The organism is Wenzhouxiangella sp. XN79A (genome assembly GCF_012272825.1).
Lineage (GTDB): Bacteria > Pseudomonadota > Gammaproteobacteria > Xanthomonadales > Wenzhouxiangellaceae.
In genome coordinates this window covers 6,762-32,561 of the sequence record NZ_JAAWWS010000155.1, presented here as the reverse complement: position 1 = coordinate 32,561, position 25,800 = coordinate 6,762, and the positions used below count along the sequence as shown (strand labels likewise).

The following is a 25,800-nucleotide window of genomic DNA, read 5'->3' as shown; positions in this document are numbered from 1 at the left end:
GTCAGGGCAGGCCGGTGCTGACGTAGCGCGCATCATACCCCGCGCCCGCGATGTCGAGCAGGCGGACCTGCTCGTGCAACCGGCCGTTCAGGACGATTTCGGCATGGGCCAGGTACCAGCGTCCGCCGAGCCGGATCCGGTCGTCGAGATCGACCGCCGCCAGCGCCTGGAGATCGGGATGGGCGCGCAGGTCCTCGATCCGCGCATAGGGTCGCTGGGCATGGATCCGTCGGGCGGCGTCCAGGCCCAGCGACGGCAGCCGCGCGGCCAGCACCTCCGGCGGCGCGCTGTTGATGTCGACCCGGCTTGCCGGGTCCGGCAGCACGGTGACGAACGGCGCCAGTCGGGCCTCGACCGACGGGGTCCAGCCGGGCACGGCGCGCGCCTCGCTGAGGTGGATCATCCGCAGCGGTCGGCCGCCGGCGTGCAGCCGCGCAAACAGCGCGTCGGCCAGGTCGGGATCGAGGTCCAGCGTGGCCAGCAGCCGGGCCAGGCCGAGCCGGGCGGCGTCGGCCTCGACCGGGTCGCGCGCGGCCAGCGCGTTCAGGTTGAATCGGTCGCTGCGCGCCAGCAGCCGGACCCGTACGCTGCCGCCGGGCACCGCGAACGGCGCCGACCAGCGGCCGTCGAGCAGCGCGTCGGGCACCTCACCGCGCCGCGCGCGCCGGATCCAGTCGGCGGCCAGTCCTTCGAGCCCGCGCGCGAACTGCCAGCTGCGCTCGGCGTCGGCCAGCGCCTGGGTCCGCGCCAGCGTGCCGCGCTGGTCTTCGATCAGGCCCACCGCCAGCGTCGCGGCCAGCGCCACGGCGAGCAGCGCGATCAGCAGTGCCGCGCCGCGCTGGGTTCGAGGCGGCCGGGTCACAGCACCACCAGCCGGCGGATCGTGCCGAAGGCATCGCTTTCGAACGCGTACTCGACGGCGGCCGGCAGGCCGGCCGGTTCGGCGTCGACCGGCCATCGCTCGTGCCACTGGCCCAGCGCGTCGCGGTAGCGCAGCCGGAAAGCACGGCAGCCGACCGCGAACCGCTGGGCGCGCGGATCGGGCCCGACCGGCAGCGCAGCGGCCGCGTCCGGTGCTGCGCGCCGCTCCAGGCGGCCGTCGCCGGTGCACGACCAGGCCACTGTCTGCAGTACGCTGCCGCGCTCGTCGGCCAACCAGCGGCCGCTGCGGTGGCCGACCCAGCCGTCGACGCTGCCGGCCAGCGCCGGCCGGGTCCGGCCGTCCGGGCCCGGTGCGGCGCGGCTGACCAACTGGCGCAGGTCCTGGTCCAGGGTGGCCACGGCCCGCTGCAGCCCGGCCAGCCGTTCGGCCCGGCCATCGAGCTGTCCGGCGCCCTCGGCCATCCGGCTCAGCCCCGTGTAGGTGGCCGCTGCGAGCAGGCCGAAGGCCAGCACCGCGACCAGCACTTCGATCAGCGTGAAGCCGTTCGCCCGCCGGCCGAGCGGGGCGCGTGCGCAGCTCATCGCGGCAGGTACCCGGTGTGGACCGCGACCGTGGCGTTGCGGCCCTCGCCGAGCGCGGTTCCGGCCACCGTCACGTCGATCCGCCACAGCTCGCCACCGGGCGCGGCGCTGATGTCGGTCTGCCAGCGCCAGTCGCGCCCGCCCATCCGGGTCCGGCCGCTGCTGCGGCCGGCCTCGAGGCCGGCCGCCAGGCTCAGTTCGGCGAGCCGGTTCGAGGCGACCCACAGCGCCAGCGTTCGCTGTTCGGCCTCGTACTGCGTATCGGCGGCCTGGCCGGTGGTCCGGATCAAGGCACCCAGCGCCAGCGCGACGACGGCCAGTGCGACCAGCACTTCGACCAGCGTGAAGCCGGTCGATCGACGCGGGGCGGACGAGCCTGGACGGTTCATCGATCGGGATCCGGGACGCGCAGTTCGGCGCGATGGCCCGCGAGGACGAGCTGCCACTCGAAGGCCTCGAACGGCGTCAGCGCGGTGCAGACCAGCTGCGGCCGCTCGGCGGTGGTCGGCGCCACGGCCCGGCCGCCGACGACCAGACGGGCCCGCAGCTCGTCCGGCCAGGTCGCCGGGGCCGGGCGATCGCTGGCCGGCAGCGCGACCCACTGCCGGCGCTGGCGAACCCAGAAGTCGTAGCCGCGGGCCGTGGCGCGCACGCCGTGCGGTCGACCGGTCAGCAGGGCCCGGTCGCACAGCGCGGTCAGCCGCGTGTCGAGTCGCTCGAGCTCGCCGGCCAGGCGCTGTTCGGGCCGGTCGCCGCCGAGCCGCAGGATCGCCACGCCGGTCAGCACCCCGGCGATGACGACCACGACCAGCAGCTCGATCAGCGTGTAGCCGCCGACGCGCCGCTCAGTCCATCCAGTTGCCGATCTCGGCATTCGCGCCCTCGCCGCCGGGCTGGCCGTTGGCGCCGTTCGACCAGACGTCGATATCGCCGTGCACACCCGGATTCAGGTACAGGTAGGGACGGCCCCAGGGATCGTTCGGCAGCCGTTCGAGGTAACCGCCTTCCTTCCAGTTCAGCGCTTCGGGCCGCCCGCTCGGCCGGTCGACCAGGGCGTCCAGGCCCTGCTGGGTCGACGGGTAGACGTGGTTGTCGAGCCGGTAGAGGTTCAGCGCCGTGACGATCGCCTCGATGTCCTGGCGGGCCTTGACCGCACGGGCCCGGTCGGGTTCGTCCATGAACCGCGGCACCACCACCGCGGCGAGGATGCCGATGATCACGACCACCACCAGGATCTCGATCAGCGTGAAGCCGCCGATCGAGCGGGGCCGGGACATCGAAGGTCGGGTCGAAGCCTGCATGGAATGGAACCTCGCGGGTGGTCGCCGCGCAGCGCGGCCGATTGCGGGCGTCGCGCTCGAGTCTGCGACGCGGAACTCAGGGCGGACGATCATAGCAAATGGCGGGCCTGCCTCCGCTATGCTCGGGTCCGGACTCCCCGGCCGGACCCCGAGACCATGAACAACGCCGAATGGCGCCGCCGCGACCTCGACGTACTGTGGCACCCCTGCTCGCAGATGAAGGACCACGAGGACGTGTTCCCGCTGATCCCGATCCGGCGCGGTCGGGGCGTCTGGCTCGAGGACTTCGACGGCAACCGCTACATCGACGCGATCAGCTCCTGGTGGGTCAACCTGTTCGGTCACGCCCATCCCCACATCAACACCCGTCTGCGCGAGCAGGCCGAGACGCTGGAGCACGTGATCCTGGCCGGCCTGACCCACCCGGCCGCGACCCGGCTGGCCGAGCAGCTGGTCGCGCTGACCCCGCCCGGGCTGGATCGGGTGTTCTATGCCGATTCCGGCTCGGCGGCGGTCGAGATCGCGCTGAAGATGTCGTTCCATCACTGGAAGAACCGCGGCCAGGACCGCACCCGCTTCGCCTGCCTTTCGGGCAGCTACCACGGCGAAACGCTGGGGGCGCTGGCGGTCAGCGATGTCGGGCTGTACCGCGACACCTACGCGCCGCTGCTGCTCGAACCGCTGGTAATGCCGTCGCCCGACGCCTTCGACCGGGTCCCCGGCGCCAGCTGGGCCCAGCATGCCGAGGCGAAGTTCGCCGAGACCGAGCGGCTGCTCGCCGAGCACCACCACGAGCTCTGCGCGGTGATCGTCGAGCCGCTGGTCCAGTGCGCCGGCGGCATGCGGATGTACGACCCGGTCTACCTGAAGATGCTCAGACAGGCCTGCGACCACTACGAAGTGCACCTGATCGCCGATGAGATCGCGGTCGGCTTCGGCCGCACCGGCACGCTGTTCGCCTGTGAGCAGGCCGGCATCGCGCCGGACCTGATGTGCCTGTCCAAGGGCCTGACCGGCGGGTACCTGCCACTGTCGGCGGTGCTCACCTCCGAGGCCATCTACCAGTCGTTCTACGACGACTATGCGACGTTCAGGGCCTTCCTGCATTCGCACAGCTACACCGGCAACGCACTGTGCTGCGCGGCCGCGCTGGCGGTGCTCGAGCTGTTCGCCGAACACGACGTGCTGGGCGACAACCGGGCCCGGGCCCTGCGCATGCGCGAGGCGGTGGCGCCGCTGGCCGATCATCCGAACGTCGCCGAGATCCGCCAGACCGGGATGATCCTGGCCATGGAAATGGTCGACGACGACGGCAGCGCCTACCCGCTCGAGCAGCGGCGCGGCATTCGGGTCTACCGGCACGCGCTCGAGCACCAGGCGCTGTTGCGCCCGCTCGGCAACGTCGTCTATTTCATGCCGCCCTACGTGATTTCCGACGCGGAGATCGATCAGCTCGGCCGGGTCGCGATTGCCGGCATCGAGCACGCCACCGGGCGCCGTCTCTGATGCGCACGATCCGGATCCACACGCCGGTGGCGCTGGTCGTCGGCCACGAGGTCACGCTCGATGAACGCGCCTCGCATCGGCTCGGCCGAGTGCTGCGTCGGCGGGTCGGTGACCCGGTGACGCTGTTCAACGGCGACGGCCACGAGGCCCGCGCCGAGTTGCTGGCGGTCGATGCGCGCGCCTGCCGGGTCCGGATCGATGCGCGGGTGGCGGTCGACCGCGAATCGCCGCTGGTCCTGCACCTGGTCCAGGCCGTGGCCAAGGGCGACAAGATGGACTGGGTGATCCAGAAGGCCGTCGAACTCGGCGTGGCCGCGCTGCACCCGGTGCTGACCGAGCACGGCGACGTACGGCTGGACGCTGCGCGCGCCGACAAGCGCCGGGCTCGCTGGCAGGAGATCGTCGTCGGGGCCTGCGAGCAGTGCGGACGGGCGGTGATTCCCGAGGTTCACACGCCGGTTGCGCTGTCGGAATGGAGGCCGCCGGAGGCGACCGGCTGGATGCTCGAGCCCGACGCCGCCGAAGCGCTCGGTGCCATGGCCCCGGACGGTCCGGTTGCGCTGGCGATCGGGCCGGAAGGCGGCTTCGGCAGCAACGATCGACGGCTGCTGGTCGAGGCCGGCTACCATGCGGTGCGGTTCGGGCCCCGGGTGCTTCGCACCGAGACCGCCGGCGCAGCGGCGCTGGCCGTGCTGCAGGCGCGCTACGGCGATCTGGGGCGCTGACGGGTCCGTGGATGGTTGGCCGGCGGCGGTCGCCGCCGGTCGGACGAGGCTCAGCGAGTGACCGGCAGAGCGCCGTAGGCGGCATGAGCGACCAGCTGGGCGATCCGGTCGAGGTCGGGCACCCAGGCCTGGCGGTCGCCGACCACGGCCGCGCCGGCAATCGCGATGTGCCGACTGCTGTCGGGCACCTCGCTCAGGGTCGACTCGGTGATCGTGACCAGCCGCGGAAAGCCCTGCGCCAGCAGCGCGATGTACGGCAACCGGTCGTTGTGGACCAGTGACTTGGTGATGCAGAGCTTGGCCTGCTCGGTCGGCTCGACCTCCTGTTGCTCGGTCAACGCGCCGAACGAGACCACCGGCACCTGCCAGCCGTGCCAGAGCACGTTGCCGAGCAGCCAGGCCGGCCCCTGGTCGAAGGGCTCCGGCTCGGCGTACGCGACCACCTCGGCGATGCTGGCGTTGGGCACCAGCAGTTCGCCTTCGGTGATCGGGATCAGGACGCTGCGAATCTCGGCTTCGTTCATCGTCAGGCCTCCGGATCCGGCATGTCGAGCATCTCGAACACGTTACGCATCAGGTTGGTTTCCTGGTAAGGCTTGATCAGGTAGCGATTCACGCCCAGCTGCTTGGCCCGATCGCGATGCTTGTCGCCCGAGCGCGAGGTGATCATCATGATCGGCACGTCCTTCAGGCGCGCGTCGTCGCGCACGTAGGCGGCCAGTTCGAAGCCGTCCATGCGCGGCATCTCGATGTCGAGCAGCATCAGGTCGGGCACGCGCTCGAACAGAAGGTCGACGGCCTCGACGCCGTCGCGGGCGGTGACCACTTCCATCCCGTTGTGTTCGAGGATGCGCGAGGTCACGCGGCGCATCGTGATCGAGTCGTCGACCACCATGACCAGCGGCGCGCGCTTGACTTCCTCGGTTTCCACGGCCGTGACATCGTGCCGTTCGACCATGCCGGGCAGCCGCTGTTCGCGGATCGCGCGCTCGATCAGCGGCGCCATGTCGAGCAGCACGACGACGTTGCCGTCGCCCATGATGGTGCCGCCGAGAATGCCCGGAATCGAGCTGATCTGCGGGCCGACCGGTTTGAGCACGATCTCGCGGTGGCCCTGGATCTCGGTGACCCGGATCGCGGCGCGCTGATCACCGGTGGCGATCATCAGCAGCGACAGGCTCACGCCTTCTTCCTGTTCGTCGGGTTCGAAGCCCAGCTGCGGCTCGAGCTCGAGCAGCGGATAGTCCTGGCCACCGTAGCGGAACAGGCCGTCGCCCTCCAGCGCGTCCTGCCACTCGTCGTGACGGATGCGCGCCACGCCGCGCACGGCCTGAAGCGGAATCGCGAACAGGCGTTCGGCGGCCTGGACGAAGATCGCCTGCATGACCGCGAGGCTGAGCGGAATGCGCAGCGTGAACCGGGTGCCCTGGCCGCTTTCGCTGTGTACGCTGATGCGACCGCCCACCTGCCGGACCTCCGAGCTCACGACGTCCATGCCGACCCCACGACCGGCCAGCTCGCTGACTTCATGCGCGGTCGAAAAGCCGGGCCGCAGGATGACCTGCGAGAGTTCTTCCGGATCGTCGGCCTGCTCTTCGGTCAGCAGGCCCTGGGCCAGCGCCCGCTCGCGGATCCGCTCGAGGTTCAGCCCGGCGCCGTCGTCGGACACGCGGATCAGCAGCTCGGTCGCTTCGCGGTCGATCTCGATGCGGATGCGGCCGGTCTCGGGCTTGCCGGCAGCGCGCCGGTCGGCCGGTGACTCGATGCCGTGGGCGATCGCGTTGCGCAGGATATGTTCGATCGGCGCGGTCATGCGGTCGAGCACGTTGCGGTCCAGCTCGCCCTCGCCCTCGGCGCGGATTTCCAGCTCGGCCTTGCGCTCGGCGTCGCGGGCCGCGTTGCGGACCACCCGGCGCAGACGCGGCGCCAAGGTGGTGAACGCCACCATGCGGGCCTGCATCAGCCCTTCCTGCAGCTCGGTGGTCACCCGGGCCTGCTGCATCAGCAGCGTCTCCGCCTGGCGACCGGTGTTGTCCATCAGCTCGGTCAGCGAGTTGAGGTCCGACACCGACTCGGCCAGTGCGCGCGACAGCTGCTGGATGGTCGAGTAGCGGTCGAGCTCCAGCGGATCGAATTCTTCCTCGCCGGGACCGTGCTCGCGCTCGTAGCGCGACAGGATCTGGGCCTCGGTTTCGGCCTCGAGCTTGCGCAGCTGCTCGCGCAGGCGGGCGACCGTCTGCTCGATTTCACTGATGTTGCCGCGGTAGCTGCCGAACTCCTGTTCGATCCGCGAGCGGAAGATACTGATCTCGCCGGCGAAGTTGAGCAGTTCCTCGACCCGCTCGGAGGCCAGTCGAATGGTGCTCGCGCGCTGGGTTGCCGCCTCGTCGGTGGATTCGGCGGCCGTCTCGGCCGCGGCTTCCATCGCGTCGACCTGCGGATCCTCCGACGCCAGCGTCTCGCCGGCCGGCCGGGCCGGCAGCGGATCGCGCCGGGTCACGGCGTCGACCATGCCGTGCAGGTGATCGCAGCCGGTTTCCAGCGTGTCGATGCGCTCGCTGGTGGCCTGCTCCTGGCCACCGGCGATGCTTTCGAGCAGGTCTTCGAGCACGTGCGCGACTTCACCGATCGGGTTCAGCCCGGCCATGCGGGCGCTGCCCTTGATCGTATGGACATCGCGCTGCAGCGCCGTGACCAGCGCCCGATCTTCCGGCTTCTCGCGCCATTGCTGAAGCAGTTCGTCGGCGTGCTCGAGCAGTTCCTGGCCTTCTTCGGCGAACAGGTCGACCAGCTCGTCGTCGAGGCTGGCGTAGTCCACCGCGATCGTCGCGCCGCGGCCGGCAGCGGCGGACGGTTCGGCTGCCTCGACGACTTCGCGGCGTTCTTCCGGCCGGTCGAGTTCGCCGACCTGCTCCTCCGGCCAGCTTTCGAATTCGAGTTCCGCCGGACGGCGGATTTCGATCGGTGCTTCGGGTTGTTCTGCTTCGGCGTATGCTTCTGCTTCTGCTTCTGCTTCGGCTTCGAACTCGTGTTCGGGCTCGGGCCGCTCCTCGATGGCGTCTTCGGCCGTTTCCGCAGCGTCGGCCGACGATTCGATGTCGTGGTCGAAGGCCTCGATCGGCTCATCGGATTCGGCCGTTTCGTCGTCTTCGGCCTCGGTCTCGAACGGCGGCTCGGTCGGGCGGTCTTCGCCACCGAGCCCGGTTGCTTCGTGGTCCGGCTCGCCGGCGTCCGCGCCGTGTTCGGCCGTGACGGGCTCGCCCTCGATGGCCTCGAATCCGGCCTCCAGATCGTCTTCTTCGTCGAGCTCGATCGGCTCGCCGAAGTCGTCGATGTCCTCGATCGCTGTCGTGGTATCGGTCGGCGCGATCCTGTCCTCGACCGGCTCTTCGGTCGGCTCTTCGGTCGGCTCTTCGGCCAGTTCTTCGGTCGGCGCTCCGGATTCGTCCGTACCGACCTCGAGCGCAGTTTCGCCCGGGTCGTCGACCCGTGTCGCCTCCGGTTCTTCCGGCAGCTCCTGATCGGTGCTCTGCTGCTCCGGGGTTTCCGCGTCGGGCGTTTCGAGCTCGCTCGCTCCGGTCTCGTCGGTGGGCGCCGGGGCCGCTTCGTCGGCGCCGGTCGCTGCATCGGCGCTTTCGTCCTCGAACGCCGCGTGTTCTTCCGACCAGGCCGCGTCGTCGGCATCGCGTCGACGATGCAGCGCGCTGATCAGCCCGCGCGCCTGCTCGGCCAGATGACCGGTCTGGAAATGGTCGGTCGAAACGGCCTGTTGATTGAGGCGGTCCAGGCGCTTGCCGAGCATTGCCCGCATGTCTTCGATCAGCGCGATCGCGTCGTCGCGGGCCTCGGCTTCCGTGTCGGCCAGTTCCTGGAGGTATTCCTCGATCAGCTGCATGCTGTCGGCTTCATCGCCGATCGGCGCGAGTCGCAGCGTGCCCTTGATCGTATGCACCGCGCGGATCAGGTCGCGATGGACCGGCGCCGCCCAGCCCTGCTGACGGCTTTCGTTGATCCAGCCGTCGATGGTCTCGACGTGGTCGCCGATCTCCTTGATCATCAGCTGGACCAGCTGATCGTCCAGGCCTTCGAGTTCGGGCAGGGCCTGCGCGGAGCCGAGTCGTTCGGCGCGCCGGACCAGCGCCTGCGCGCCGGCCTCGTCGAGCGCCGCGGCTTCGCCGACCAGGCGGTTGCGCAGTTCGGGCAGCGCCTCGATCGCTTCACCGATCAGGTCGACGACGTCCTCGGCCCGGAACTGGTCGTCCAGGGTGCGGTTGAGCACCTGCTCGAAGGCCCAGGAAAACTCGCCGATTTCCTCGGCTCCGGCCATCCGGCCGGACCCCTTGAGGGTATGGAAGGAACGCCGGATGTCGCCCAGCGTGACGCGGTCGTTCAGGCTCTCGCGCCAGCGCGGGTAGCTTTCGTTGAGCGTTTCGAGAACTTCGTCGAACTCCTCGAGGAAGATCTCGGTGAGGTCGAAGTCGTCTCCGCCGAGCGCGGTCTCGGCCGGCTCGGGTTCAGGCTCGGGCTCGAGCGCTGCTTCCGGCTCGGTCTCCGGCTCCGTCTCCGTCTCCGTCTCCGGCTCCGTCTCCGGCTCCGGCTCCGGCTCCGGCCGGTCCGTCGATGCCGGCTCGCTGTCACCCGGCGCTTCGCTGGAATCGAACTCCAGGCTCGGGCCCTCGAAGGCCGGCGCATCGTCCTCGGTGGTCGTTTCGGCGTCGAACTCGAAGCCCTCGAATTCCAGGCCGCCCGGCTCGTCGTCCGGGGTTTCGGCCGCCGCCGGGTCGGTCGATGCCGGTTCGGATTCGATCTCGAAATGCTCGAATTCGAAGCCGGCGTCGTCGGTCGTGGTTTCGCTGTCGGCCGCGTCCTCGTCGGTCGGCGCTTCGCTGGCGCTGTCTTCGGGCGAGGGCAGCGCGCCGAAGTCGAACTCGAACTCGGACTCGGACTCGGACTCGGACTCGGACTCGGACTCGGACTCGGGCTCGGGCTCGGACTCGGACTCGGACTCGGACTCGGACTCGGACTCGGACTCGGACTCGGACTCGGACTCGGACTCGAACGTCGAGTCGGCTTGCTCGACGGATCCGGGCGCTTCGGTGTCGGTCGTTGCGCGCTCGATGTCTTCGGCGCTCGTTTCGGTGTCGAGACCCTCGAAGGTGAGCTCGTCGTCGCCAGGCGCCTCGCCCGAGGCTTCGGCGGCTTCGATGGTCGGCGCTTGCGGGCTTTCCGGCGGCTCCAGCGTCGGGGCGTCGGACTCGAGCTCGGCCTCGGTCGGTGCCGCCGGTTCGGCCTCGTCCGCTGCGGGTCCGCTCGAAAGGTAGCCGAGTTCGACCAGGTTGCGGCGCGCAGCCTGAAGGTAGTCCGGGCCGCGGTCGTCGAGCCGGGTCAGGCTGTCGAGATAGAACTCGGTGACGATCAGCGCCTCGGCCAGCGCATCCAGACGCTGGCGGTCCGCCCGGGCGGCCGGTTGGTCGACCAGTTCTTCGCGCACCGAGCGGGCACTGGCCTCGATCAGTTCGGCGGCTTCGTCCAGCCCGGCCATGCGCAGCACGCCGGCCAGTCGCTCCAGTGTGTGGCAGGCCTGTTCGGGTGATTCCGGGTCACCCTGGCCGCGGTGGAGCTGGTCCAGCAGGTGCTTGGCCTGGCTCAGGTCGTCCAGGGTCTCGTTGAGCAGTTGACGCATCACGCGGCGATGCTCGGCCTTCGGCAGGTGTTCGCCGTCGCCCTCCAGCAGTTCGCTATGGGGCGCTTCGCCGAGGTAGAGCACCGCTTCTTCCAGCTCCGAGTCGACCAGCAGCAGTTCGCGGGCGACATCAAGAAGCGCAGGGCTGTCCGGGTCGCCGGTAAGCTCGCCCAGCCGTCCGGCCTGGGTGCTGACGCGCTCGGCGAGCCGGCTCAGGCCGAGCATGCCGAGGCTCTGCGATACCGACTGCAGCAACGCAGTCTGGATTTCGATGTCGGGCGCGTCGCCCGAGCTGCCCAGCAGGGTCGCGTTCAGCGCGTCCTTGGCCTGGTTCAGCTCGCCGCGAGCGGCTTCGGCCACGGCCGTGAACAACTCGCGGTTGCGGCCGGACAGTACGCTGCGCGCGCGTTCGAGTTCTTCCTCGTCACCGCTGGCCGAGTCGCCCGCCGATGCCGCCACCAGGCGGTCGACGATCTCCAGCCCGGGTCGGGCTCGCTGCAGGTGTCCGAGCAGATCGGCGGCGGTGGCGTCTGCGGCCTGATCGAGCGCCCGGACCGGGCCCTCCGCCGCCCACTGACGCAGCAGGCCGTCGATGCCGGCCAGCCGCTTGTTGATGTCGGCCGACGCGTCGACCTTGTCGGCGTCCAGCGCTGCGAATACCGCGCCGGCGGCGGTGCCGACCCGCCGGATCGATGGAATGTCGGTGCGCGCCATTTCCTCGGTGACGGCGACCAGCCCGGCCGATTCGGTCGGGTTCATCAGCCAGTCGCGCAGGGCGCGCTGCCAGGCGCGCCGCAACGCATCGGGTTCGGCCGCCGACGGAGCAGGCGGTGGACCGGGATCGAGGACGTCGAGCGCGCGCGCGCCGGAGGCGGCCGCTTCGGGCGCGTCCCGGCCGGCAATGCGATACAGCTCGGCGATTCGATCGGCCAGCACGTCCGGGGTGTCGGGCGCGCCGGTCTCGAGCCGCTCGAGGTAGTTCGGAAGGATGGCCACGGCTTCGAGCACCGTGGTTGCCTGGTCTTCGTCGAGCGTGTCGGTCAGGCGATCGAGGGCGGCGGCCAGTGCATGGGCCAGGCGCGCGGCACCCACGGCGTTCAGGGTGTCGAGCGTGTGGGCGATCTGGTGGCCACTGGCGCGCGCCGTGTCCAGCGTCGGCGCGTCGGCCCTGCCGTCTTCACCGGCCAGCGCCTCGATGGCCTGACGGATCGAATCGCACAGTTCGGCCAGGTGCGGTCGCGTCCACAGGATGCCCTGGGCGCGCGCCGCTGCGGACGGATTCAACATGGCTGCCTCATTCGCTCAGATTGCCGCTCGTTGCAACGCAGGGACACGCTCAGCCCTGGTCCTCGGGCAGCTTGAAGTCGGACACCGAGTCACGGAGGTCGCGGACCACGTTGGCCAGGCTGACCACCGACTTCGCCGTCTGGTTCGTGCCTTCCGTCGTCTGTACGGAAATGTCCCGAATCGAGTTCATCAGGGTGGCGATCTTGCCGGCGTTCTGCGACTGTTGCTGGGCCTGGGTGGAAATGTCCTGAATCAGCCGGGACAGATCGTTGGAGACCTTCTCGATGGACTCCAGTGCTTCACCGGCGTCCTCGGCGGTGCGGGCCCCGCTGACCACCTGCGAGGTGGTGGCTTCCATCGAAGTGACCGCCTCGGAGGTGTCGGACTGAATCGTCTGGACCAGCGTTTCGATTCGACGGGTGGCGTTGGTGGCGCGTTCTGCAAGGCGCTGGACTTCGTCGGCAACCACGGCGAAACCGCGGCCTGCGCCGCCGGCCGATGCGGCCTGGATGGCGGCGTTCAGGGCCAGCACGTTGGTCTGTTCGGAAATGCCGTTGATCAGCTCGACGATGTCGCCGATTTCCTGCGAGGACTCACCGAGTCGCTTGATTCGCTTGGAGGTTTCCTGGATCTGGTCGCGGATCGAGTCCATGCCGGCGATGGTCTGGCGCACCATGTCGGCGCCGCGGTTGGCGATCTCGACGGAGCTCTGCGCGACTTCCGCGGATTCGCTGGATCGCCGAGCCATGTCGTCGAACGACTTGGCCATTTCGTTGATGGTGTCGGTGGCGGTTCGGATCTCGCGGGCCTGGTATTCCGACGCCTCGGCCAGCTGGGTCGTCGTGGCCTCGGTCTCCTGGGCCTGGGCGGCCACCTGGCGGGCCGTCGAGTTGACGCCCGAGACCAGGTCGCGCAAGGCCTCCACGGCGAAGTTCACCGAGTCGGCGATAGCGCCGGTGACATCCTCGGTCACCGTGGTCTCGACCGTCAGGTCACCGTCGGCCAGCGACGACATCTCGTCGAGCAGGCGCAGAATGGCTTCCTGGTTCCGCTGGTTGAGCTCGGCGGTCTCGACCGCCCGGCGGCGCTGGGCGATGTAGAGGTTCAGGCCGACCAGGAACAGCACCAGCAGCGCGCCGGCGGCCAGGGCGATCCCTGCGGTCAGCGATGGCCACAGCCGACCCTCGCCGAGGGTGGCGTACTCGTTGGCCAGCGTGGCGGCCTGGTCGGTCAGGTCCTGCGAGTCGAGGAAGATCTCGTCGGCGGCTTCGCGCACGTCGAACAGGTCGGAGGAGCCGGACAGGATGGTGTCGACGTCGATCTTGACTTCCTCGAACACCGGCTGGATGGCGACCAGTGCGGCCAGCACGTCGGGGTTGCGCACGGCCGGCAGGTTCAGCTCTTCGTTGCCGCTCAGGAGGCCCTGGAGCACCTGGTCGAAGAGCACGGCGTCCCGGCTGAACGCGTCGGCTGCGGTGATCGCGCCGGCGCCGCCGCCGAGGATTTCGTTGACGCGGCGCAGCATGCGGTCGGCAAGCACCAGCTGCCTGGACGCAACGTAGATCTGGCCGACCGGCGTGCCGGTCTGGATCATCAGGCGCACCGCTTCGTCGGACAGGGCCTGGAGCTGCGGAATGTTGGTTCCGAACGCGGCCGCGGAGTCGGCGAGGTCCAGGACGAGCTCGGAGCGGCTCAGGATCCGTTCGGCTTCGACCTCGATGCGCTGCCAGATCTGCTCCAGCGTGGCGAGGTTGTCGTTGACGCTGGCCGGCGATGGCGGAAGGCCGGTCTCCGGATTGCCGTTTCGCAGCTGGTCGATCGCGTCGGCGATGATCTCACGGGTCAGGGCCAGTTCGTCGAAGGCGTCGAAGTTGCCGATGGCGGCCTCACCGGCGGCCTTGGCGAGCTGCTGGGCGCGCACCTGGACCTCCGTCGTCAGCGCCAGGTACTGCGTTTCCTGCTGGGTGCGCTGGTTGAGGAGGAAGAAATTGACCGACACGGCGGCCACAAGACCGACCAGCACCAGGAACAACAGGACCTGTGCTGGGGAAAGTCGGCGCTCGGTGATGGGGGTTTTGCTGCTCATGCCTGGGCCTCTTGATTCGATTCAGTCGTTCTGTCGTTTCTTCGGGTCGGTCGGTGCATCGATACAGGGGACGCCCGCCTCAGGCGGAGCCGTCCAGGAAACGGGGTTCGGTCATCAGTTGCCGGATCTGCAGTCGGCCCCAGCGATCCTCGCCCTGCGGGAACTGGTCCTGGACCAGGCCCTGCAGCGCGTCCGGCGGATCGTCCACCGGCGCGATGTCGTTGCGATTGAAGTGACGCTGGCCGAAGACCTCGTCGACGATCAGCCCGACATAGCGCCCCTGCAGGCGGGTCAGGATCAGCCTCGTACGCATCGTGATCGGCGTGCGACTGCCGAACAGGAACCAGCCCAGATCGACGATGGTGACGAGGTTGCCGCGCACGTTGGCCATGCCGATCAGCCAGTCCCGGGCACCCGGAACGGGCGTCGAGGACGGCAGCGGCAGGATTTCATCGACGTCGGTGATGCCGATCGTCAGCCGGTGCTCGCCGAGCCGGAACACGACGCCGTCCCAGTTGGTTTCGCTGTCGCGCTGGCTGGACGTGCTGACGTCGTGCGCGATGCTGCGCGCCTCGAAGTCGAGGAGCTTCTCGAACAGAGCGCGGTTTTCGATTGCGGACTTGGATTCCATGAATCCGGTCACTCCTCCCTTTCTTCAGCCCGGCTCGATGGCGGGCCGGGCCAGGATCTCCCCGGGGACGACGGCCAGGCGTCTCGCCGGCCCGTCACGCCGCCTGCTTGCCCGGCGCCTTCTCCCGAACGGCCGACAGCAGCTCGTCCTTGGTGAACGGCTTGGTCAGGTAATGGTCCGAGCCGACGATGCGACCGCGCGCCTTGTCGAACAGGCCGTCCTTGCTGGTCAGCATGATGACCGGCGTATCCCGGAACTGGTCGTTGTTCTTGATGATCGCGCAGGTCTGGTACCCGTCCAGGCGCGGCATCATGATGTCGACGAAGATCAGGTCCGGCTGATGCTTGTGGATCAGCGACAGCGCTTCGAATCCATCATCGGCGGTGATCACTTCGCAGCCTTCGCGGCTGAGCATGGTCTCGGCCGATTTCCGGATTGTCCGGCTGTCGTCGATGACCATCACCTTGAGGCCGTCAAGGTCCGTCGAGGCGGAATCGTTGGGGTGCTCTGCGTCGCTCATCGGGTACGCTCAATCAATGCTTACAGGCGGTTATAGTACATTCTTTTCTCGGAAGTCTAAACCGTTGAAACTTTTGATTCCAGCGCAGTTCGATATTTTCGTTGTGCGCTCTGTCAATCGACGCGCTCTGTGGCTTGAGCCAGTTCTCAATTCTTCGGAGGAGCAGCCGCGATGAACCAGGCCGTGTTCGTGATGGACGCGCTCGAGGCGATCAAGCCGGTCAAGGACACCACGTTCGCGCTGATGCTCGAAGCGCAGCGGCGCGGCCTGCCGGTCTGGTACGCCAACGAGCGCGACCTGACGCTGGACGGCGGGCGGTGCACCGCGCGGCTTCGGCGCGTCGAGCTGGTCGATCGGGCCGATGATTTCTTCGCCGTCGTCGAGGAAACGCACCGGCCGCTCGGCGCCGATGACCTCGTATTCATGCGCTCCGATCCGCCGGTCGATGATACTTATATATATGCGACGCTCCTGCTCGATCGCGTCGTGGCCGCAGGCGGGCGAGTGATCAATCGACCCGATGCGTTGCGCGGTTTCAACGAGAAGCTGGCGATCGCACGCTTCCCCGAGTGGATTCCCGACACCCTGGTCAGCGCCGACATGCAGGCGCTGCGTGGCTTTGTCGAAGCGCGCGAGCGGGCCGTGATCAAGCCGCTGGACGGCATGGGCGGGCACAGCATCTTCGTGGTCTCGTCGAGTGATCCCAACCTTTCGGTCATTCTCGAAACGCTGACCGACCAGGGGCGGAAGCTGGCCATGATCCAGCAGTACCTGCCGGGCATCGCGGATGGCGACAAGCGGATCCTGCTGGTGGCCGGCGAGCCGGTGCCCTACATGCTGGCCCGGATTCCCGGGGAGAAGGACTTCCGCGGCAACCTGGCTCGTGGCGGCCGCGGCGAAGGGCGCCCGCTGACCGCCGCCGAGCGAGCGATCGCCGAGGTGGTCGGTCCGGTGCTGGTGGAACACGGTATCGATTTCGCCGGACTGGACGTGATCGACGGCAAGCTCACGGAGATCAACGTGACCAGCCCGACCTGCGTCCGCGAGCTGGATGCGCAGTTCGGCATCAATATCGCCGGACAGCTGTTCGACGCGCTGGAACGCTGACGCCGACGATGGCCGAGGCCCGGGAACGCGCCAACCCCGAAGTGCTGACCCTGGCGCTGCTGCTGGCCGTGGCGGCGCACGCGCTGGTGCTGACCCAGCTGCATTTCGACTGGCTCGACGCCAGCCGTGGCGAGCAGGCGCCCAGTCTCGACGTCATCCTGGTCGACTCGGCCAGCGAAACCGCACCCGAGGAGGCCGATTTCCTGGCCCAGGCGAACCAGGTCGGCGGCGGCGACAACCCGGATCTCGAGCGCCCGTCGGCGCCGCCGCCGAGCGAACCGGCCGGCCCGCCGCCGGAGCCCACGCCCGAGCCGGCACAAGCCGAGGCGCCGGCCGAAACCCCGGCCGACGAAATCGTCGCCGTCGATGATCCCGATGTTGCGCAGCCGCAAGCGCCGGCCGAGGAGCCGGTCGAGGAAACCCTGCCCGACACTCAGGACCTGCTGGCCCAGACCCGGGAGCTGGCGACCGCAGCACCGGATCCGCTGGCCGAGCGACGCGTCACCCCGAGGCGGCCGCGCCGGAAGTTCATCACCGCCAGCACCCGCGAGCACCTCTATGCGGCCTACATGCGCTCCTGGGTGGCCAAGGTCGAGCGCGTCGGCAACATGAACTATCCGGAGCAGGCGCGGCGCCAGGGCCTCGAAGGCAGCCTGGTGCTCAGTGTCGACGTGCTGCCGGACGGTTCGATCGAGCGGGTCCAGGTGCTGCGGTCGTCGGGGCACGAGATGCTCGACGAAGCCGCGGTGCGGATCGTCCGGCTTTCCGCGCCGTTCTCGGCCCTGCCGCCCGATATCCTGGCCGAAACCGACATCCTCACGATCACGCGCACCTGGCAGTTCTCGGCCAGCGGCGGGCTGGACTGACCGCTGCGAACTTGCAACCGGCCGTCGTCGTCCCGACATCGACGACAGGCTCCTGCTATTCTGATCCCGTGAGTTATTTCAACCAGCAACTACTGATCGCGATGCCCGGACTCGACGATCCCAACTTCGATCATGGCGTCACGCTGATGTGCCAGCACAATGACGAAGGCGCGCTGGGGATCACGATCAACCGTCATTCCGACCTGACGCTGAAGGACGTGCTCGCGCAGCTCGATATTCCGTGCGAGGACGCATCCATCGGTGACCGGCCGGTGCTGGCCGGCGGGCCGGTCCAGCAGGAGCGCGGATTCGTGCTGCATACCCCTGACGGTGCCTGGGAATCGACCACCGAGGTGGCCCCCGGCATCATGGTGACCACCTCGCGCGACGTGCTCGAAGCGATCGCCGAGCATCGCGGCCCCGAGAAGTTCGTCGTTGCGCTCGGCTATGCCGGCTGGTCGGCGGGGCAGCTCGAAGAAGAGCTGCGCGATAACGCCTGGCTGAACACCAACGCCCGCTCCGAGATCGTCTTCGATCTGCCGATCGACGACCGTTGGATGCGTGCCGTGGCCACGCTGGGCATCGATGCAGCAACTCTGCAACCCGTCGGTGGCCATGCCTGAAGTCGGCCGGGTCTGGCTCGGCCTGGACTTCGGCGAACGCCGCATCGGCGTGGCGACCGGCCAGCCGCTGACCGGCACCGCACAGCCGCTTCGCACCCTCCGACACACCGGCGACCCGATGCCGGACCTGGCCGTCATCGTTCGTGAGTGGAGGCCGGCCGGCGTGGTCGTCGGCCTGCCGCTGGCCGCCGACGGAACCGAGTCGCCGATGAGTCGGGCGGCCCGCGCTTTCGCCGAGCGGCTACGAGCCGCCCATCCCGACCTCCGGGTGGTGATGCACGACGAGCGATTCTCGTCGCGCGAAGCCGACGCCCGGTTCCGCGCCGCGCGGCGCGACGGCCGCGCGCGTCGGCGCGACGCCGCCGAGCTCGACAGCCACGCCGCCGCCGTCATTCTCGAATCGTGGCTGGCCGAAACCGCTGGGGCGTCCGCATGACCGGCAGACACCTGCTCGACATCGCAAGCCTGGCACCCGGCGAGGCCGAGGCGCTGATCGGCCGCGCCGTGGCCCTGGCCGGCGGTGCTGCGCCGCGCCGTCTCGACGGAGAGGTCGCCCAGCTGTTCTGGGAACCGAGCACGCGGACCCGCGTCTCGTTCGAGCTCGCCGCGCGGCGGGTCGGTCTGCATTCGATCACCGTCGACCCCGATCGATCGTCGTCGGTCAAGGGCGAGACCGTCGACGACACCGTCGGCACGCTTGCGGCGATGGGAATCGCGGCGCTGGTGGTCCGCCACGCCGAGGCCGGCATCCCGGAACGCGCAGCCGCTGTCCTTGCCGCTTCCGGTGTCGCCGTCATCAATGCCGGTGATGGAACGCACGCCCATCCCAGCCAGGCCCTGCTGGATGCGGCCACCCTGCTCGAAGAGGGCATCGACTGGCCCACGGCGCGGATCGTGCTGCTTGGCGACCTCCGCCATTCACGAGTCGCGCGCTCGGCGTTCGCTCTGTATCGCCGGCTGGGCGTCGGCGAGCTGCGGATGGCCGGCCCCCCGGAGCTTCTGCCGGACCCGGGCGATCCGGCCTTCGCTGAAGTGCGTCGCTACGACGATCCGGATGCCGCGCTCGACGGCGTCGACGTGGTCGGTTGCCTGCGGATCCAGCGCGAACGCATCGACGCCCTCGATCTGCCCGACGTGGCGACCTACCACGCCTCCTGGGGGTTGACCGCCGCACGCGCCGAACGACTGTCGCCCGGCGTGCGGGTGCTCCATCCCGGGCCGGTCAATCGCGGCATCGAGCTCGACCCCGAGGTCGCCGACGGGCCGCGCTCGCGCATCCTCCATCAGGTCCGAATGGGCGTGTTCCTCCGGATGGCGGTGTATGAACGTGCACTGGCTGCCTTCGACCGATGAGCGGCCCGCCGGAGGAACAGCCGATGAGCAACCGATCGAGCAGCGGAAAGTGAGCGAGGAGCAGGAACAGCGTCGCCGCGTGCGCAGTTTCGTACGCCGACCCGGCCGCCTGACGCCGGCGCAGCAACGTGCGCTCGAGGATCTGCTTCCGATCTATGCCGTCCCCGACGACGCGGACACCCTGGACGAGCTGTTCGAGCGGCCGGCCCCGCTGATCGTCGAGATCGGCTGCGGCAACGGCGAAGCGCTGTGCTGGATGGCCGCGCGTGAACCGCACGCCAATTTCGTCGGGATCGAAGTCCACGAGCCCGGCGTCGGACGGCTGTTGCGCGGGCTCGAAGCTGCCGGTCTGGGCAATGTCCGGGTCGCGATGCGCGACGCCGTCGAGGTGCTCCAGCAGCAGCCCGAGGCGTCGATCGACATGTTGAGGGTCTACTTTCCGGATCCATGGCCGAAGAAGCGGCACCACAAGCGCAGGCTGGTCTCGCCGGCGTTCGCGGCACTGGCCGCGCGGGTGCTGCGGCCCGGAGGTCGGCTGCACCTGGCCACCGACTGGGTGCCTTACGCCGAGTGGATGCACGACGTGCTGGCCGAACAACCGGCGCTGGAGAACCTCGGCGGCCCGGACGTGGTCAAGCCGGACTGGCGCCCGGAGACGCATTTCGAGCGCCGCGGCCTGAAACGGGGGCACGAAGTGCGCGACCTGCTCTACCGCCGCCGCCCGGACGTCGAGTGCGTTGGACCGCCAGGTTGCTGATTCTGGACGGTTTCCATCGCGCCCTCGCCGGCGGGGCGAAAAAACTTCGTGAAAGTGGTTGACACCCCCGAAATCGTCTCTATAATTCGTCGGCTCGTCGGGTTGGAACGCGACTTCGACGGCGGCACCGCCCGGAAAAATTTTTCCACAAGGTGTTGACCGAAACGGAAATCGCGTTATACTGCTCGGCCTGCTTCGGCGAAATGCCAAAGCGCGAACGAAACGTTCATTTACAATTGATGCAGATAACTTGTGTGGGCGTCCCGATTGGACCATCAGTGGTGCCAAATCGGTTCGTCCCGCCCTGAAAGAAATTTCAGAGTGGGGATCGTTCCGAAGTTCGAAGACATTTGCTTTTGAACTGAAGAGTTTGATCCTGGCTCAGATTGAACGCTGGCGGCATGCTTAACACATGCAAGTCGAACGGTAACAGGCAAGAGCTTGCTCTTGTGCTGACGAGTGGCGGACGGGTGAGTAATGCGTAGGAATCTGCCCTGCAGCGGGGGATAGCCCGGGGAAACTCGGATTAATACCGCATACGCTCTACGGAGGAAAGTGGGCCTCTTCTTGAAAGCTCACACTGCAGGATGAGCCTACGTCCGATTAGCTTGTTGGTGGGGTAAAAGCCTACCAAGGCGACGATCGGTAGCTGGTCTGAGAGGATGATCAGCCACACCGGGACTGAGACACGGCCCGGACTCCTACGGGAGGCAGCAGTGGGGAATATTGGACAATGGGCGAAAGCCTGATCCAGCAATGCCGCGTGTGTGAAGAAGGCCTGCGGGTTGTAAAGCACTTTTATTAGGGAAGAAACGGCCTGGCCTAATACGCCATGGCAATTGACGGTACCTAAGGAATAAGCACCGGCTAACTCCGTGCCAGCAGCCGCGGTAATACGGAGGGTGCAAGCGTTAATCGGAATTACTGGGCGTAAAGCGTGCGCAGGCGGCTTGCTAAGTCGGATGTGAAAGCCCCGGGCTTAACCTGGGAATTGCATTCGATACTGGCAAGCTAGAGTCTGGTAGAGGTAAGCGGAATTCCGGGTGTAGCGGTGAAATGCGTAGATATCCGGAGGAACATCAGTGGCGAAGGCGGCTTACTGGACCAAGACTGACGCTCATGTACGAAAGCGTGGGTAGCAAACAGGATTAGATACCCTGGTAGTCCACGCCCTAAACGATGTCAACTAGCCGTTGGGTCCCCTTAATAGGACTTAGTGGCGAAGCTAACGCGTTAAGTTGACCGCCTGGGGAGTACGGCCGCAAGGTTGAAACTCAAAGGAATTGACGGGGGCCCGCACAAGCGGTGGAGCATGTGGTTTAATTCGATGCAACGCGAAGAACCTTACCAGCCCTTGACATCCTCGGAACTTACTAGAGATAGTTTGGTGCCTTCGGGAGCCGAGTGACAGGTGCTGCATGGCTGTCGTCAGCTCGTGTCGTGAGATGTTGGGTTAAGTCCCGCAACGAGCGCAACCCTTGTCCTTAGTTGCCAGCGAGTAATGTCGGGAACTCTAAGGAGACTGCCGGTGATAAACCGGAGGAAGGTGGGGATGACGTCAAGTCATCATGGCCCTTACGGGCTGGGCTACACACGTGCTACAATGGTCGGTACAGAGGGCAGCGAACTCGCGAGAGCAAGCCAATCCCACAAAGCCGATCCTAGTCCGGATCGCAGTCTGCAACTCGACTGCGTGAAGTCGGAATCGCTAGTAATCGCAGATCAGCACTGCTGCGGTGAATACGTTCCCGGGCCTTGTACACACCGCCCGTCACACCATGGGAGTTGGCTGCACCAGAAGTAGTTAGTCTAACCTTCGGGAGGACGATTACCACGGTGTGGTCAATGACTGGGGTGAAGTCGTAACAAGGTAGCCGTAGGGGAACCTGCGGCTGGATCACCTCCTTTAAAGAGAATGCACCCGGTTCTCTCGGGACGTCCAACACAAGTTATCTGCAGCAAGAACTGCACCATGCCGGCTCTTGAGATTCATCGTTTTCGATGGGTCTGTAGCTCAGTTGGTTAGAGCGCACCCCTGATAAGGGTGAGGTCGGAAGTTCAAATCTTCCCAGACCCACCATCCTTGTGGGGCCATAGCTCAGCTGGGAGAGCGCCTGCCTTGCACGCAGGAGGTCGGCGGTTCGATCCCGCCTGGCTCCACCATTCTTGATGGGCCGGCTGGATCAAGTTCTTTAACAATCAGGAATTCTGTTCAAGAGCGTCTTGGATGGATCGAGAAACGAACGCGTAGCCGCTGTTCGTATTCGAGGTCCGTTCAGTCGTGTCAGCGATCAAATCTTGGCGCGAAGTCATGGCGCCCATAGCGAAGTTGGCTTTGGGTTATATGACCAAGTGACCAAGCGCACACGGTGGATGCCTTGGCGGCAGAAGGCGATGAAGGACGTAGTAGTCTGCGATAAGCCACGGGGAGCTGACAACAAGCTTTGATCCGTGGATTTCCGAATGGGGAAACCCACCTGCTTGCAGGTATCCCTACCTGAATACATAGGGTAGGGAAGCGAACCCGGAGAACTGAAATATCTAAGTACCCGGAGGAAAAGAAATCAACCGAGATTCCCTCAGTAGCGACGAGCGAAAGGGGACTAGCCCTTAAGCTTTCTTTGTTTTAGCAGAACGGCCTGGGAAGGCCGGCCATAGACGGTGATAGCCCGGTATGCGAAAAGGCATTGAAAGTGAAATCGAGTAGGGCGGGGCACGTGAAACCCTGTCTGAATATGGGAGGACCATCTTCCAAGGCTAAATACTCTCTGCCGACCGATAGTGAACCAGTACCGTGAGGGAAAGGCGAAAAGAACCCCGGAGAGGGGAGTGAAATAGAACCTGAAACCGTGTGCGTACAAGCAGTCGGAGCCACTTCGGTGGTGACGGCGTACCTTTTGTATTATGGGTCAGCGACTTACTTTTAGTGGCAAGCTTAACCATTTAGGGAAGGCGAAGGGAAACCGAGTCTTAATAGGGCGTGCAGTCGCTAGGAGTAGACCCGAAACCGAGTGATCTAGCCATGGGCAGGGTGAAAGTGAGGTAACACTCACTGGAGGCCCGAACCCACTAATGTTGAAAAATTAGGGGATGACCTGTGGCTAGGAGTGAAAGGCTAAACAAACTCGGAGATAGCTGGTTCTCCTCGAAAGCTATTTAGGTAGCGCCTCGTGTCTCACTCCTGGGGGTAGAGCACTGTTATGGCTAGGGGGTCATACCGACTTACCAAACCATTGCAAACTCCGAATACCAGGAAGTGCAATCACGGGAGACACACGGCGGGTGCTAACGTCCGTCGTGGAAAGGGAAACAACCCAGACCGCCAGCTAAGGTCCCCAAATCACAGCTAAGTGGGAAACGATGTGGGAAGGCACAGACAGCCAGGAGGTTGGCTTAGAAGCAGCCACCCTTTAAAGAAAGCGTAATAGCTCACTGGTCGAGTCGGCCCGCGCGGAAGATTTAACGGGGCTCAAGCTGTGTACCGAAGCTGCGGATGCAAGTTTACTTGCATGGTAGAGGAGCGTTCCGTAGGCCTGCGAAGGTGAATCGAGAGGTTTGCTGGAGGTATCGGAAGTGCGAATGCTGACATGAGTAACGATAAGGAGGGTGAAAAACCCTCCCGCCGAAAGCCCAAGGTTTCCTCGCGCAACGTTAATCGGCGCAGGGTGAGTCGGCCCCTAAGGCGAGGCCGAAAGGCGTAGTCGATGGGAAGCAGGTTAATATTCCTGCACCAAATGTTACTGCGATGGAGAGACGGAGAAGGCTAGGTGCGCCGGGCGTTGGTTGTCCCGGTCCAAGCATGTAGGGAGAACTCCTTGGCAAATCCGGGGGTTCAATCCTGAGGTGTGATGGGGAGTGCCCATGTGGCGCGAAGGTATTGATGCCAGGCTTCCAGGAAAATCTTCTAAGCTTCAGGTAACAATTGACCGTACCGTAAACCGACACAGGTAGGCAGGGTGAGAATCCCAAGGCGCTTGAGAGAACTCGGGTGAAGGAACTAGGCAAAATGGTACCGTAACTTCGGGAGAAGGTACGCCCTTGCTGGTGAAGAGACTTGCTCTCGGAGCTGGTGGGGGTTGCAGTGACCAGGTGGCTGCGACTGTTTATTAAAAACACAGCACTCTGCAAACACGTAAGTGGACGTATAGGGTGTGACGCCTGCCCGGTGCCGGAAGGTTAAGTGATGGGGTTAGCTTCGGCGAAGCTCTTGATCGAAGCCCCGGTAAACGGCGGCCGTAACTATAACGGTCCTAAGGTAGCGAAATTCCTTGTCGGGTAAGTTCCGACCTGCACGAATGGCGTAACGATGGCCACACTGTCTCCACCCGAGACTCAGTGAAATTGAAATCGCTGTGAAGATGCAGTGTACCCGCGGCTAGACGGAAAGACCCCGTGAACCTTTACTATAGCTTCACACTGAACTTCGGTTATTCCTGTGTAGGATAGGTGGGAGGCTTCGAAGCGTGGACGCCAGTCTGCGTGGAGCCAACCTTGAAATACCACCCTGGTGTAATTGGAGTTCTAACCCAGGCCCGTTATCCGGGTCGGGGACAGTGTGTGGTGGGTAGTTTGACTGGGGCGGTCTCCTCCCAAAGAGTAACGGAGGAGCACGAAGGTACCCTCAGCACGGTCGGACATCGTGCGCTGAGTGCAAAGGCACAAGGGTGCTTGACTGCGAGATCGACGGATCAAGCAGGTGCGAAAGCAGGTCTTAGTGATCCGGTGGTTCTGTATGGAAGGGCCATCGCTCAACGGATAAAAGGTACTCCGGGGATAACAGGCTGATACCGCCCAAGAGTTCATATCGACGGCGGTGTTTGGCACCTCGATGTCGGCTCATCACATCCTGGGGCTGTAGCCGGTCCCAAGGGTATGGCTGTTCGCCATTTAAAGTGGTACGCGAGCTGGGTTTAGAACGTCGTGAGACAGTTCGGTCCCTATCTGCCGTGGGCGCTTGAAACTTGAGGGAATCTGCTCCTAGTACGAGAGGACCGGAGTGGACGATCCGCTGGTGTTCCGGTTGTATCGCCAGATGCATTGCCGGGTAGCTACGATCGGACGGGATAACCGCTGAAAGCATCTAAGCGGGAAGCCCCTCCCAAGATGAGGTTTCACTGGACCCTTGAGGTCCCTGTAGGGCCCTGGAAGACGACCAGGTTGATAGGCTGGGTGTGGAAGTGCAGTAATGCATGAAGCTAACCAGTACTAATTGCCCGTGAGGCTTGGTCATATAACGCCAAAGCCAACTTTGCGCTGGACTTGATCGGCGCGACACGACACGCTCTTGAACAGAATTCCGCTGTGTGGTCCGAAGAGGCCATGCGGTTACAAGTTCGCTTTGCCTGGTGGCAATAGCGCTGTGGAACCACCCGATCCCATCCCGAACTCGGAAGTGAAACGCAGTAGCGCCGATGGTAGTGTGGGGTTTCCCATGTGAGAGTAGGTCACCGCCAGGCATTTATTCGAAAGCCCAGATGCATTCCGCGTCTGGGCTTTTTTCTTCGTTTCGCCGGGCGGTGGATCTTCATTCGCGCTTCGCCCCGCTGCGCGCGAAGGCCCTGACGGGCCAATTCGACCGGCCTTCGGCCGAACGATCGATTTGCGGAGACACGCCCCCGCAAGCGGGTCACCGCCAGGCATTTATTCGAAAGCCCAGATGCATTCCGCGTCTGGGCTTTTTTCTTCGTTCCGCCGGGCGGTGGATCTTCATTCGCGCTTCGCCCCGCTGCGCGCGAAGGCCCTGACGGGCCAATTCGACCGGCCTTCGGCCGAACGATCGATTTGCGGAGACACGCACCCGCAAGCGGGTCACCGCCAGGCATTTATTCGAAAGCCCAGATGCATTCCGCGTCTGGGCTTTTTTCTTCGTTCCGCCGGGCGGTGGATCTTCA

The 25,800-nt window shown here is 66.0% G+C and carries 19 protein-coding genes, 2 tRNA genes and 3 rRNA genes; 13 read left to right on the top strand and 11 right to left on the bottom strand.

Annotated features, from left to right (window positions below; all coding sequences use genetic code 11):
- Position 1 precedes the first annotated feature (1 nt).
- From gspK to gspG, 5 genes are read right to left on the bottom strand one after another with little or no spacing between them, the layout of a single operon-like run.
- A complete protein-coding gene (gene gspK, locus HFP89_RS10915) occupies positions 2-862 on the bottom strand; it encodes a type II secretion system minor pseudopilin GspK (protein WP_168717692.1) in 861 nt (286 codons plus the stop codon).
- A complete protein-coding gene (gspJ, locus tag HFP89_RS10910) occupies positions 859-1,464 on the bottom strand; it encodes a type II secretion system minor pseudopilin GspJ (protein ID WP_168717691.1) in 606 nt (201 codons plus the stop codon). Before gspJ ends, gspK begins: the two co-directional genes overlap by 4 nt.
- Positions 1,461-1,853 carry a type II secretion system minor pseudopilin GspI gene (gspI, locus tag HFP89_RS10905; RefSeq protein ID WP_168717690.1) on the bottom strand — a complete coding sequence of 131 codons (393 nt, stop codon included), beginning with the start codon at positions 1,851-1,853 and terminating at the stop codon, positions 1,461-1,463. The genes gspJ and gspI overlap by 4 nt, the downstream gene beginning before the upstream one ends.
- Positions 1,850-2,338, bottom strand: coding sequence for a prepilin-type N-terminal cleavage/methylation domain-containing protein (locus tag HFP89_RS10900; protein WP_168717689.1), 489 nt, complete (start codon positions 2,336-2,338; stop codon positions 1,850-1,852). The genes gspI and HFP89_RS10900 overlap by 4 nt, the downstream gene beginning before the upstream one ends.
- A complete protein-coding gene (gene gspG / locus HFP89_RS10895; protein WP_168717688.1) occupies positions 2,310-2,741 on the bottom strand; it encodes a type II secretion system major pseudopilin GspG in 432 nt (143 codons plus the stop codon). The genes HFP89_RS10900 and gspG overlap by 29 nt, the downstream gene beginning before the upstream one ends.
- Positions 2,742-2,921: 180 nt before the next feature.
- Here gspG and HFP89_RS10890 point away from each other — a divergent pair, with 180 nt between their 5' ends.
- Together HFP89_RS10890 and HFP89_RS10885 are read left to right on the top strand one after the other, a co-directional pair.
- Positions 2,922-4,271 carry an adenosylmethionine--8-amino-7-oxononanoate transaminase gene (locus HFP89_RS10890; RefSeq protein WP_168717687.1) on the top strand — a complete coding sequence of 450 codons (1,350 nt, stop codon included), beginning with the start codon at positions 2,922-2,924 and terminating at the stop codon, positions 4,269-4,271.
- Complete coding sequence (locus HFP89_RS10885; protein WP_168717686.1) at positions 4,271-4,996, top strand: 16S rRNA (uracil(1498)-N(3))-methyltransferase; 726 nt, start codon at positions 4,271-4,273, stop codon at positions 4,994-4,996. The genes HFP89_RS10890 and HFP89_RS10885 overlap by 1 nt, the downstream gene beginning before the upstream one ends.
- Before the next feature lie 50 nt (positions 4,997-5,046).
- Here HFP89_RS10885 and HFP89_RS10880 read toward each other — a convergent pair whose 3' ends face one another.
- The 5 genes from HFP89_RS10880 to HFP89_RS10860 form a co-directional block, all read right to left on the bottom strand.
- The gene (locus HFP89_RS10880; protein WP_168717685.1) at positions 5,047-5,520 is read right to left on the bottom strand and encodes a chemotaxis protein CheW; all 474 of its coding nucleotides are present in this window, start codon (positions 5,518-5,520) and stop codon (positions 5,047-5,049) included.
- A gap of 2 nt (positions 5,521-5,522) precedes the next feature.
- A complete protein-coding gene (locus HFP89_RS10875) occupies positions 5,523-11,966 on the bottom strand; it encodes a hybrid sensor histidine kinase/response regulator (protein WP_168717684.1) in 6,444 nt (2,147 codons plus the stop codon).
- 49 nt (positions 11,967-12,015) lie between these two features.
- A complete protein-coding gene (locus tag HFP89_RS10870) occupies positions 12,016-14,052 on the bottom strand; it encodes a methyl-accepting chemotaxis protein (RefSeq protein WP_168717683.1) in 2,037 nt (678 codons plus the stop codon).
- A 79-nt stretch (positions 14,053-14,131) separates the two neighbouring features.
- On the bottom strand, positions 14,132-14,683 hold the full coding sequence (locus HFP89_RS10865; RefSeq protein ID WP_168717682.1) for a chemotaxis protein CheW: 552 nt from the start codon (positions 14,681-14,683) through the stop codon (positions 14,132-14,134).
- Between the two features lie 94 nt (positions 14,684-14,777).
- Positions 14,778-15,203 (bottom strand): response regulator, encoded by a 426-nt coding sequence (locus HFP89_RS10860; RefSeq protein WP_168717681.1) that lies wholly within the window; start codon positions 15,201-15,203, stop codon positions 14,778-14,780.
- Positions 15,204-15,374: 171 nt separating this feature from the next.
- On the opposite strand from HFP89_RS10860, the gene gshB reads away from it, so the two are divergent.
- From gshB to rrf, 11 genes are all read left to right on the top strand, one after another.
- Positions 15,375-16,310 carry a glutathione synthase gene (gshB, locus tag HFP89_RS10855; protein ID WP_168717680.1) on the top strand — a complete coding sequence of 312 codons (936 nt, stop codon included), beginning with the start codon at positions 15,375-15,377 and terminating at the stop codon, positions 16,308-16,310.
- A gap of 8 nt (positions 16,311-16,318) precedes the next feature.
- Positions 16,319-17,176, top strand: coding sequence for an energy transducer TonB (locus HFP89_RS10850; protein ID WP_168717679.1), 858 nt, complete (start codon positions 16,319-16,321; stop codon positions 17,174-17,176).
- Positions 17,177-17,277: 101 nt separating this feature from the next.
- Positions 17,278-17,799, top strand: a complete 522-nt coding sequence (locus HFP89_RS10845; protein WP_168717708.1) for a YqgE/AlgH family protein — start codon at positions 17,278-17,280, stop codon at positions 17,797-17,799.
- Positions 17,792-18,235: a Holliday junction resolvase RuvX gene (gene ruvX, locus HFP89_RS10840; protein WP_168717678.1), complete on the top strand. Its 444-nt coding sequence runs from the start codon at positions 17,792-17,794 to the stop codon at positions 18,233-18,235. The genes HFP89_RS10845 and ruvX overlap by 8 nt, the downstream gene beginning before the upstream one ends.
- On the top strand, positions 18,232-19,152 hold the full coding sequence (locus HFP89_RS10835; RefSeq protein WP_168717677.1) for an aspartate carbamoyltransferase catalytic subunit: 921 nt from the start codon (positions 18,232-18,234) through the stop codon (positions 19,150-19,152). Before ruvX ends, HFP89_RS10835 begins: the two co-directional genes overlap by 4 nt.
- Positions 19,153-19,201: 49 nt before the next feature.
- Complete coding sequence (gene trmB, locus HFP89_RS10830; protein ID WP_346775232.1) at positions 19,202-19,909, top strand: tRNA (guanosine(46)-N7)-methyltransferase TrmB; 708 nt, start codon at positions 19,202-19,204, stop codon at positions 19,907-19,909.
- 358 nt (positions 19,910-20,267) lie between these two features.
- A 16S ribosomal RNA gene (locus tag HFP89_RS10825) occupies positions 20,268-21,817 on the top strand.
- 95 nt (positions 21,818-21,912) lie between these two features.
- A tRNA-Ile gene (locus tag HFP89_RS10820) sits at positions 21,913-21,989 on the top strand.
- A 7-nt stretch (positions 21,990-21,996) separates the two neighbouring features.
- A tRNA-Ala gene (locus HFP89_RS10815) sits at positions 21,997-22,072 on the top strand.
- Positions 22,073-22,255: 183 nt separating this feature from the next.
- Positions 22,256-25,139: ribosomal RNA gene (locus HFP89_RS10810) — 23S ribosomal RNA — on the top strand.
- A 111-nt stretch (positions 25,140-25,250) separates the two neighbouring features.
- Positions 25,251-25,365, top strand: a 5S ribosomal RNA gene (gene rrf, locus HFP89_RS10805).
- The 16S, 23S and 5S rRNA genes sit together here with 2 tRNA genes alongside, the layout of an rRNA operon.
- 170 nt (positions 25,366-25,535) lie before the next feature.
- On the opposite strand, the gene HFP89_RS15840 is transcribed toward rrf, so the two are convergent.
- Positions 25,536-25,800 (bottom strand): hypothetical protein (locus HFP89_RS15840; protein WP_206212330.1); only part of this gene is annotated, 265 nt, incomplete at its 5' end.

Excerpts from the sequence above, each read along its gene's own strand:
- gspJ (WP_168717691.1), bottom strand. The coding sequence starts at position 1,464 with ATGAGCTGCGCACGCGCCCCGCTCGGCCGGCGGGCGAACGGCTTCACG.
- gspI (WP_168717690.1), bottom strand. The coding sequence starts at position 1,853 with ATGAACCGTCCAGGCTCGTCCGCCCCGCGTCGATCGACCGGCTTCACG.
- HFP89_RS10900 (WP_168717689.1), bottom strand. The coding sequence starts at position 2,338 with ATGCCGAGATCGGCAACTGGATGGACTGAGCGGCGCGTCGGCGGCTAC.
- gspG (WP_168717688.1), bottom strand. The coding sequence starts at position 2,741 with ATGTCCCGGCCCCGCTCGATCGGCGGCTTCACGCTGATCGAGATCCTG.
- HFP89_RS10890 (WP_168717687.1), top strand. The coding sequence starts at position 2,922 with ATGAACAACGCCGAATGGCGCCGCCGCGACCTCGACGTACTGTGGCAC.
- HFP89_RS10885 (WP_168717686.1), top strand. The coding sequence starts at position 4,271 with ATGCGCACGATCCGGATCCACACGCCGGTGGCGCTGGTCGTCGGCCAC.
- HFP89_RS10880 (WP_168717685.1), bottom strand. The coding sequence starts at position 5,520 with ATGAACGAAGCCGAGATTCGCAGCGTCCTGATCCCGATCACCGAAGGC.
- HFP89_RS10875 (WP_168717684.1), bottom strand. The coding sequence starts at position 11,966 with ATGTTGAATCCGTCCGCAGCGGCGCGCGCCCAGGGCATCCTGTGGACG.
- HFP89_RS10870 (WP_168717683.1), bottom strand. The coding sequence starts at position 14,052 with ATGAGCAGCAAAACCCCCATCACCGAGCGCCGACTTTCCCCAGCACAG.
- HFP89_RS10865 (WP_168717682.1), bottom strand. The coding sequence starts at position 14,683 with ATGGAATCCAAGTCCGCAATCGAAAACCGCGCTCTGTTCGAGAAGCTC.
- HFP89_RS10860 (WP_168717681.1), bottom strand. The coding sequence starts at position 15,203 with ATGAGCGACGCAGAGCACCCCAACGATTCCGCCTCGACGGACCTTGAC.
- gshB (WP_168717680.1), top strand. The coding sequence starts at position 15,375 with ATGAACCAGGCCGTGTTCGTGATGGACGCGCTCGAGGCGATCAAGCCG.
- HFP89_RS10850 (WP_168717679.1), top strand. The coding sequence starts at position 16,319 with ATGGCCGAGGCCCGGGAACGCGCCAACCCCGAAGTGCTGACCCTGGCG.
- HFP89_RS10845 (WP_168717708.1), top strand. The coding sequence starts at position 17,278 with ATGCCCGGACTCGACGATCCCAACTTCGATCATGGCGTCACGCTGATG.
- ruvX (WP_168717678.1), top strand. The coding sequence starts at position 17,792 with ATGCCTGAAGTCGGCCGGGTCTGGCTCGGCCTGGACTTCGGCGAACGC.
- HFP89_RS10835 (WP_168717677.1), top strand. The coding sequence starts at position 18,232 with ATGACCGGCAGACACCTGCTCGACATCGCAAGCCTGGCACCCGGCGAG.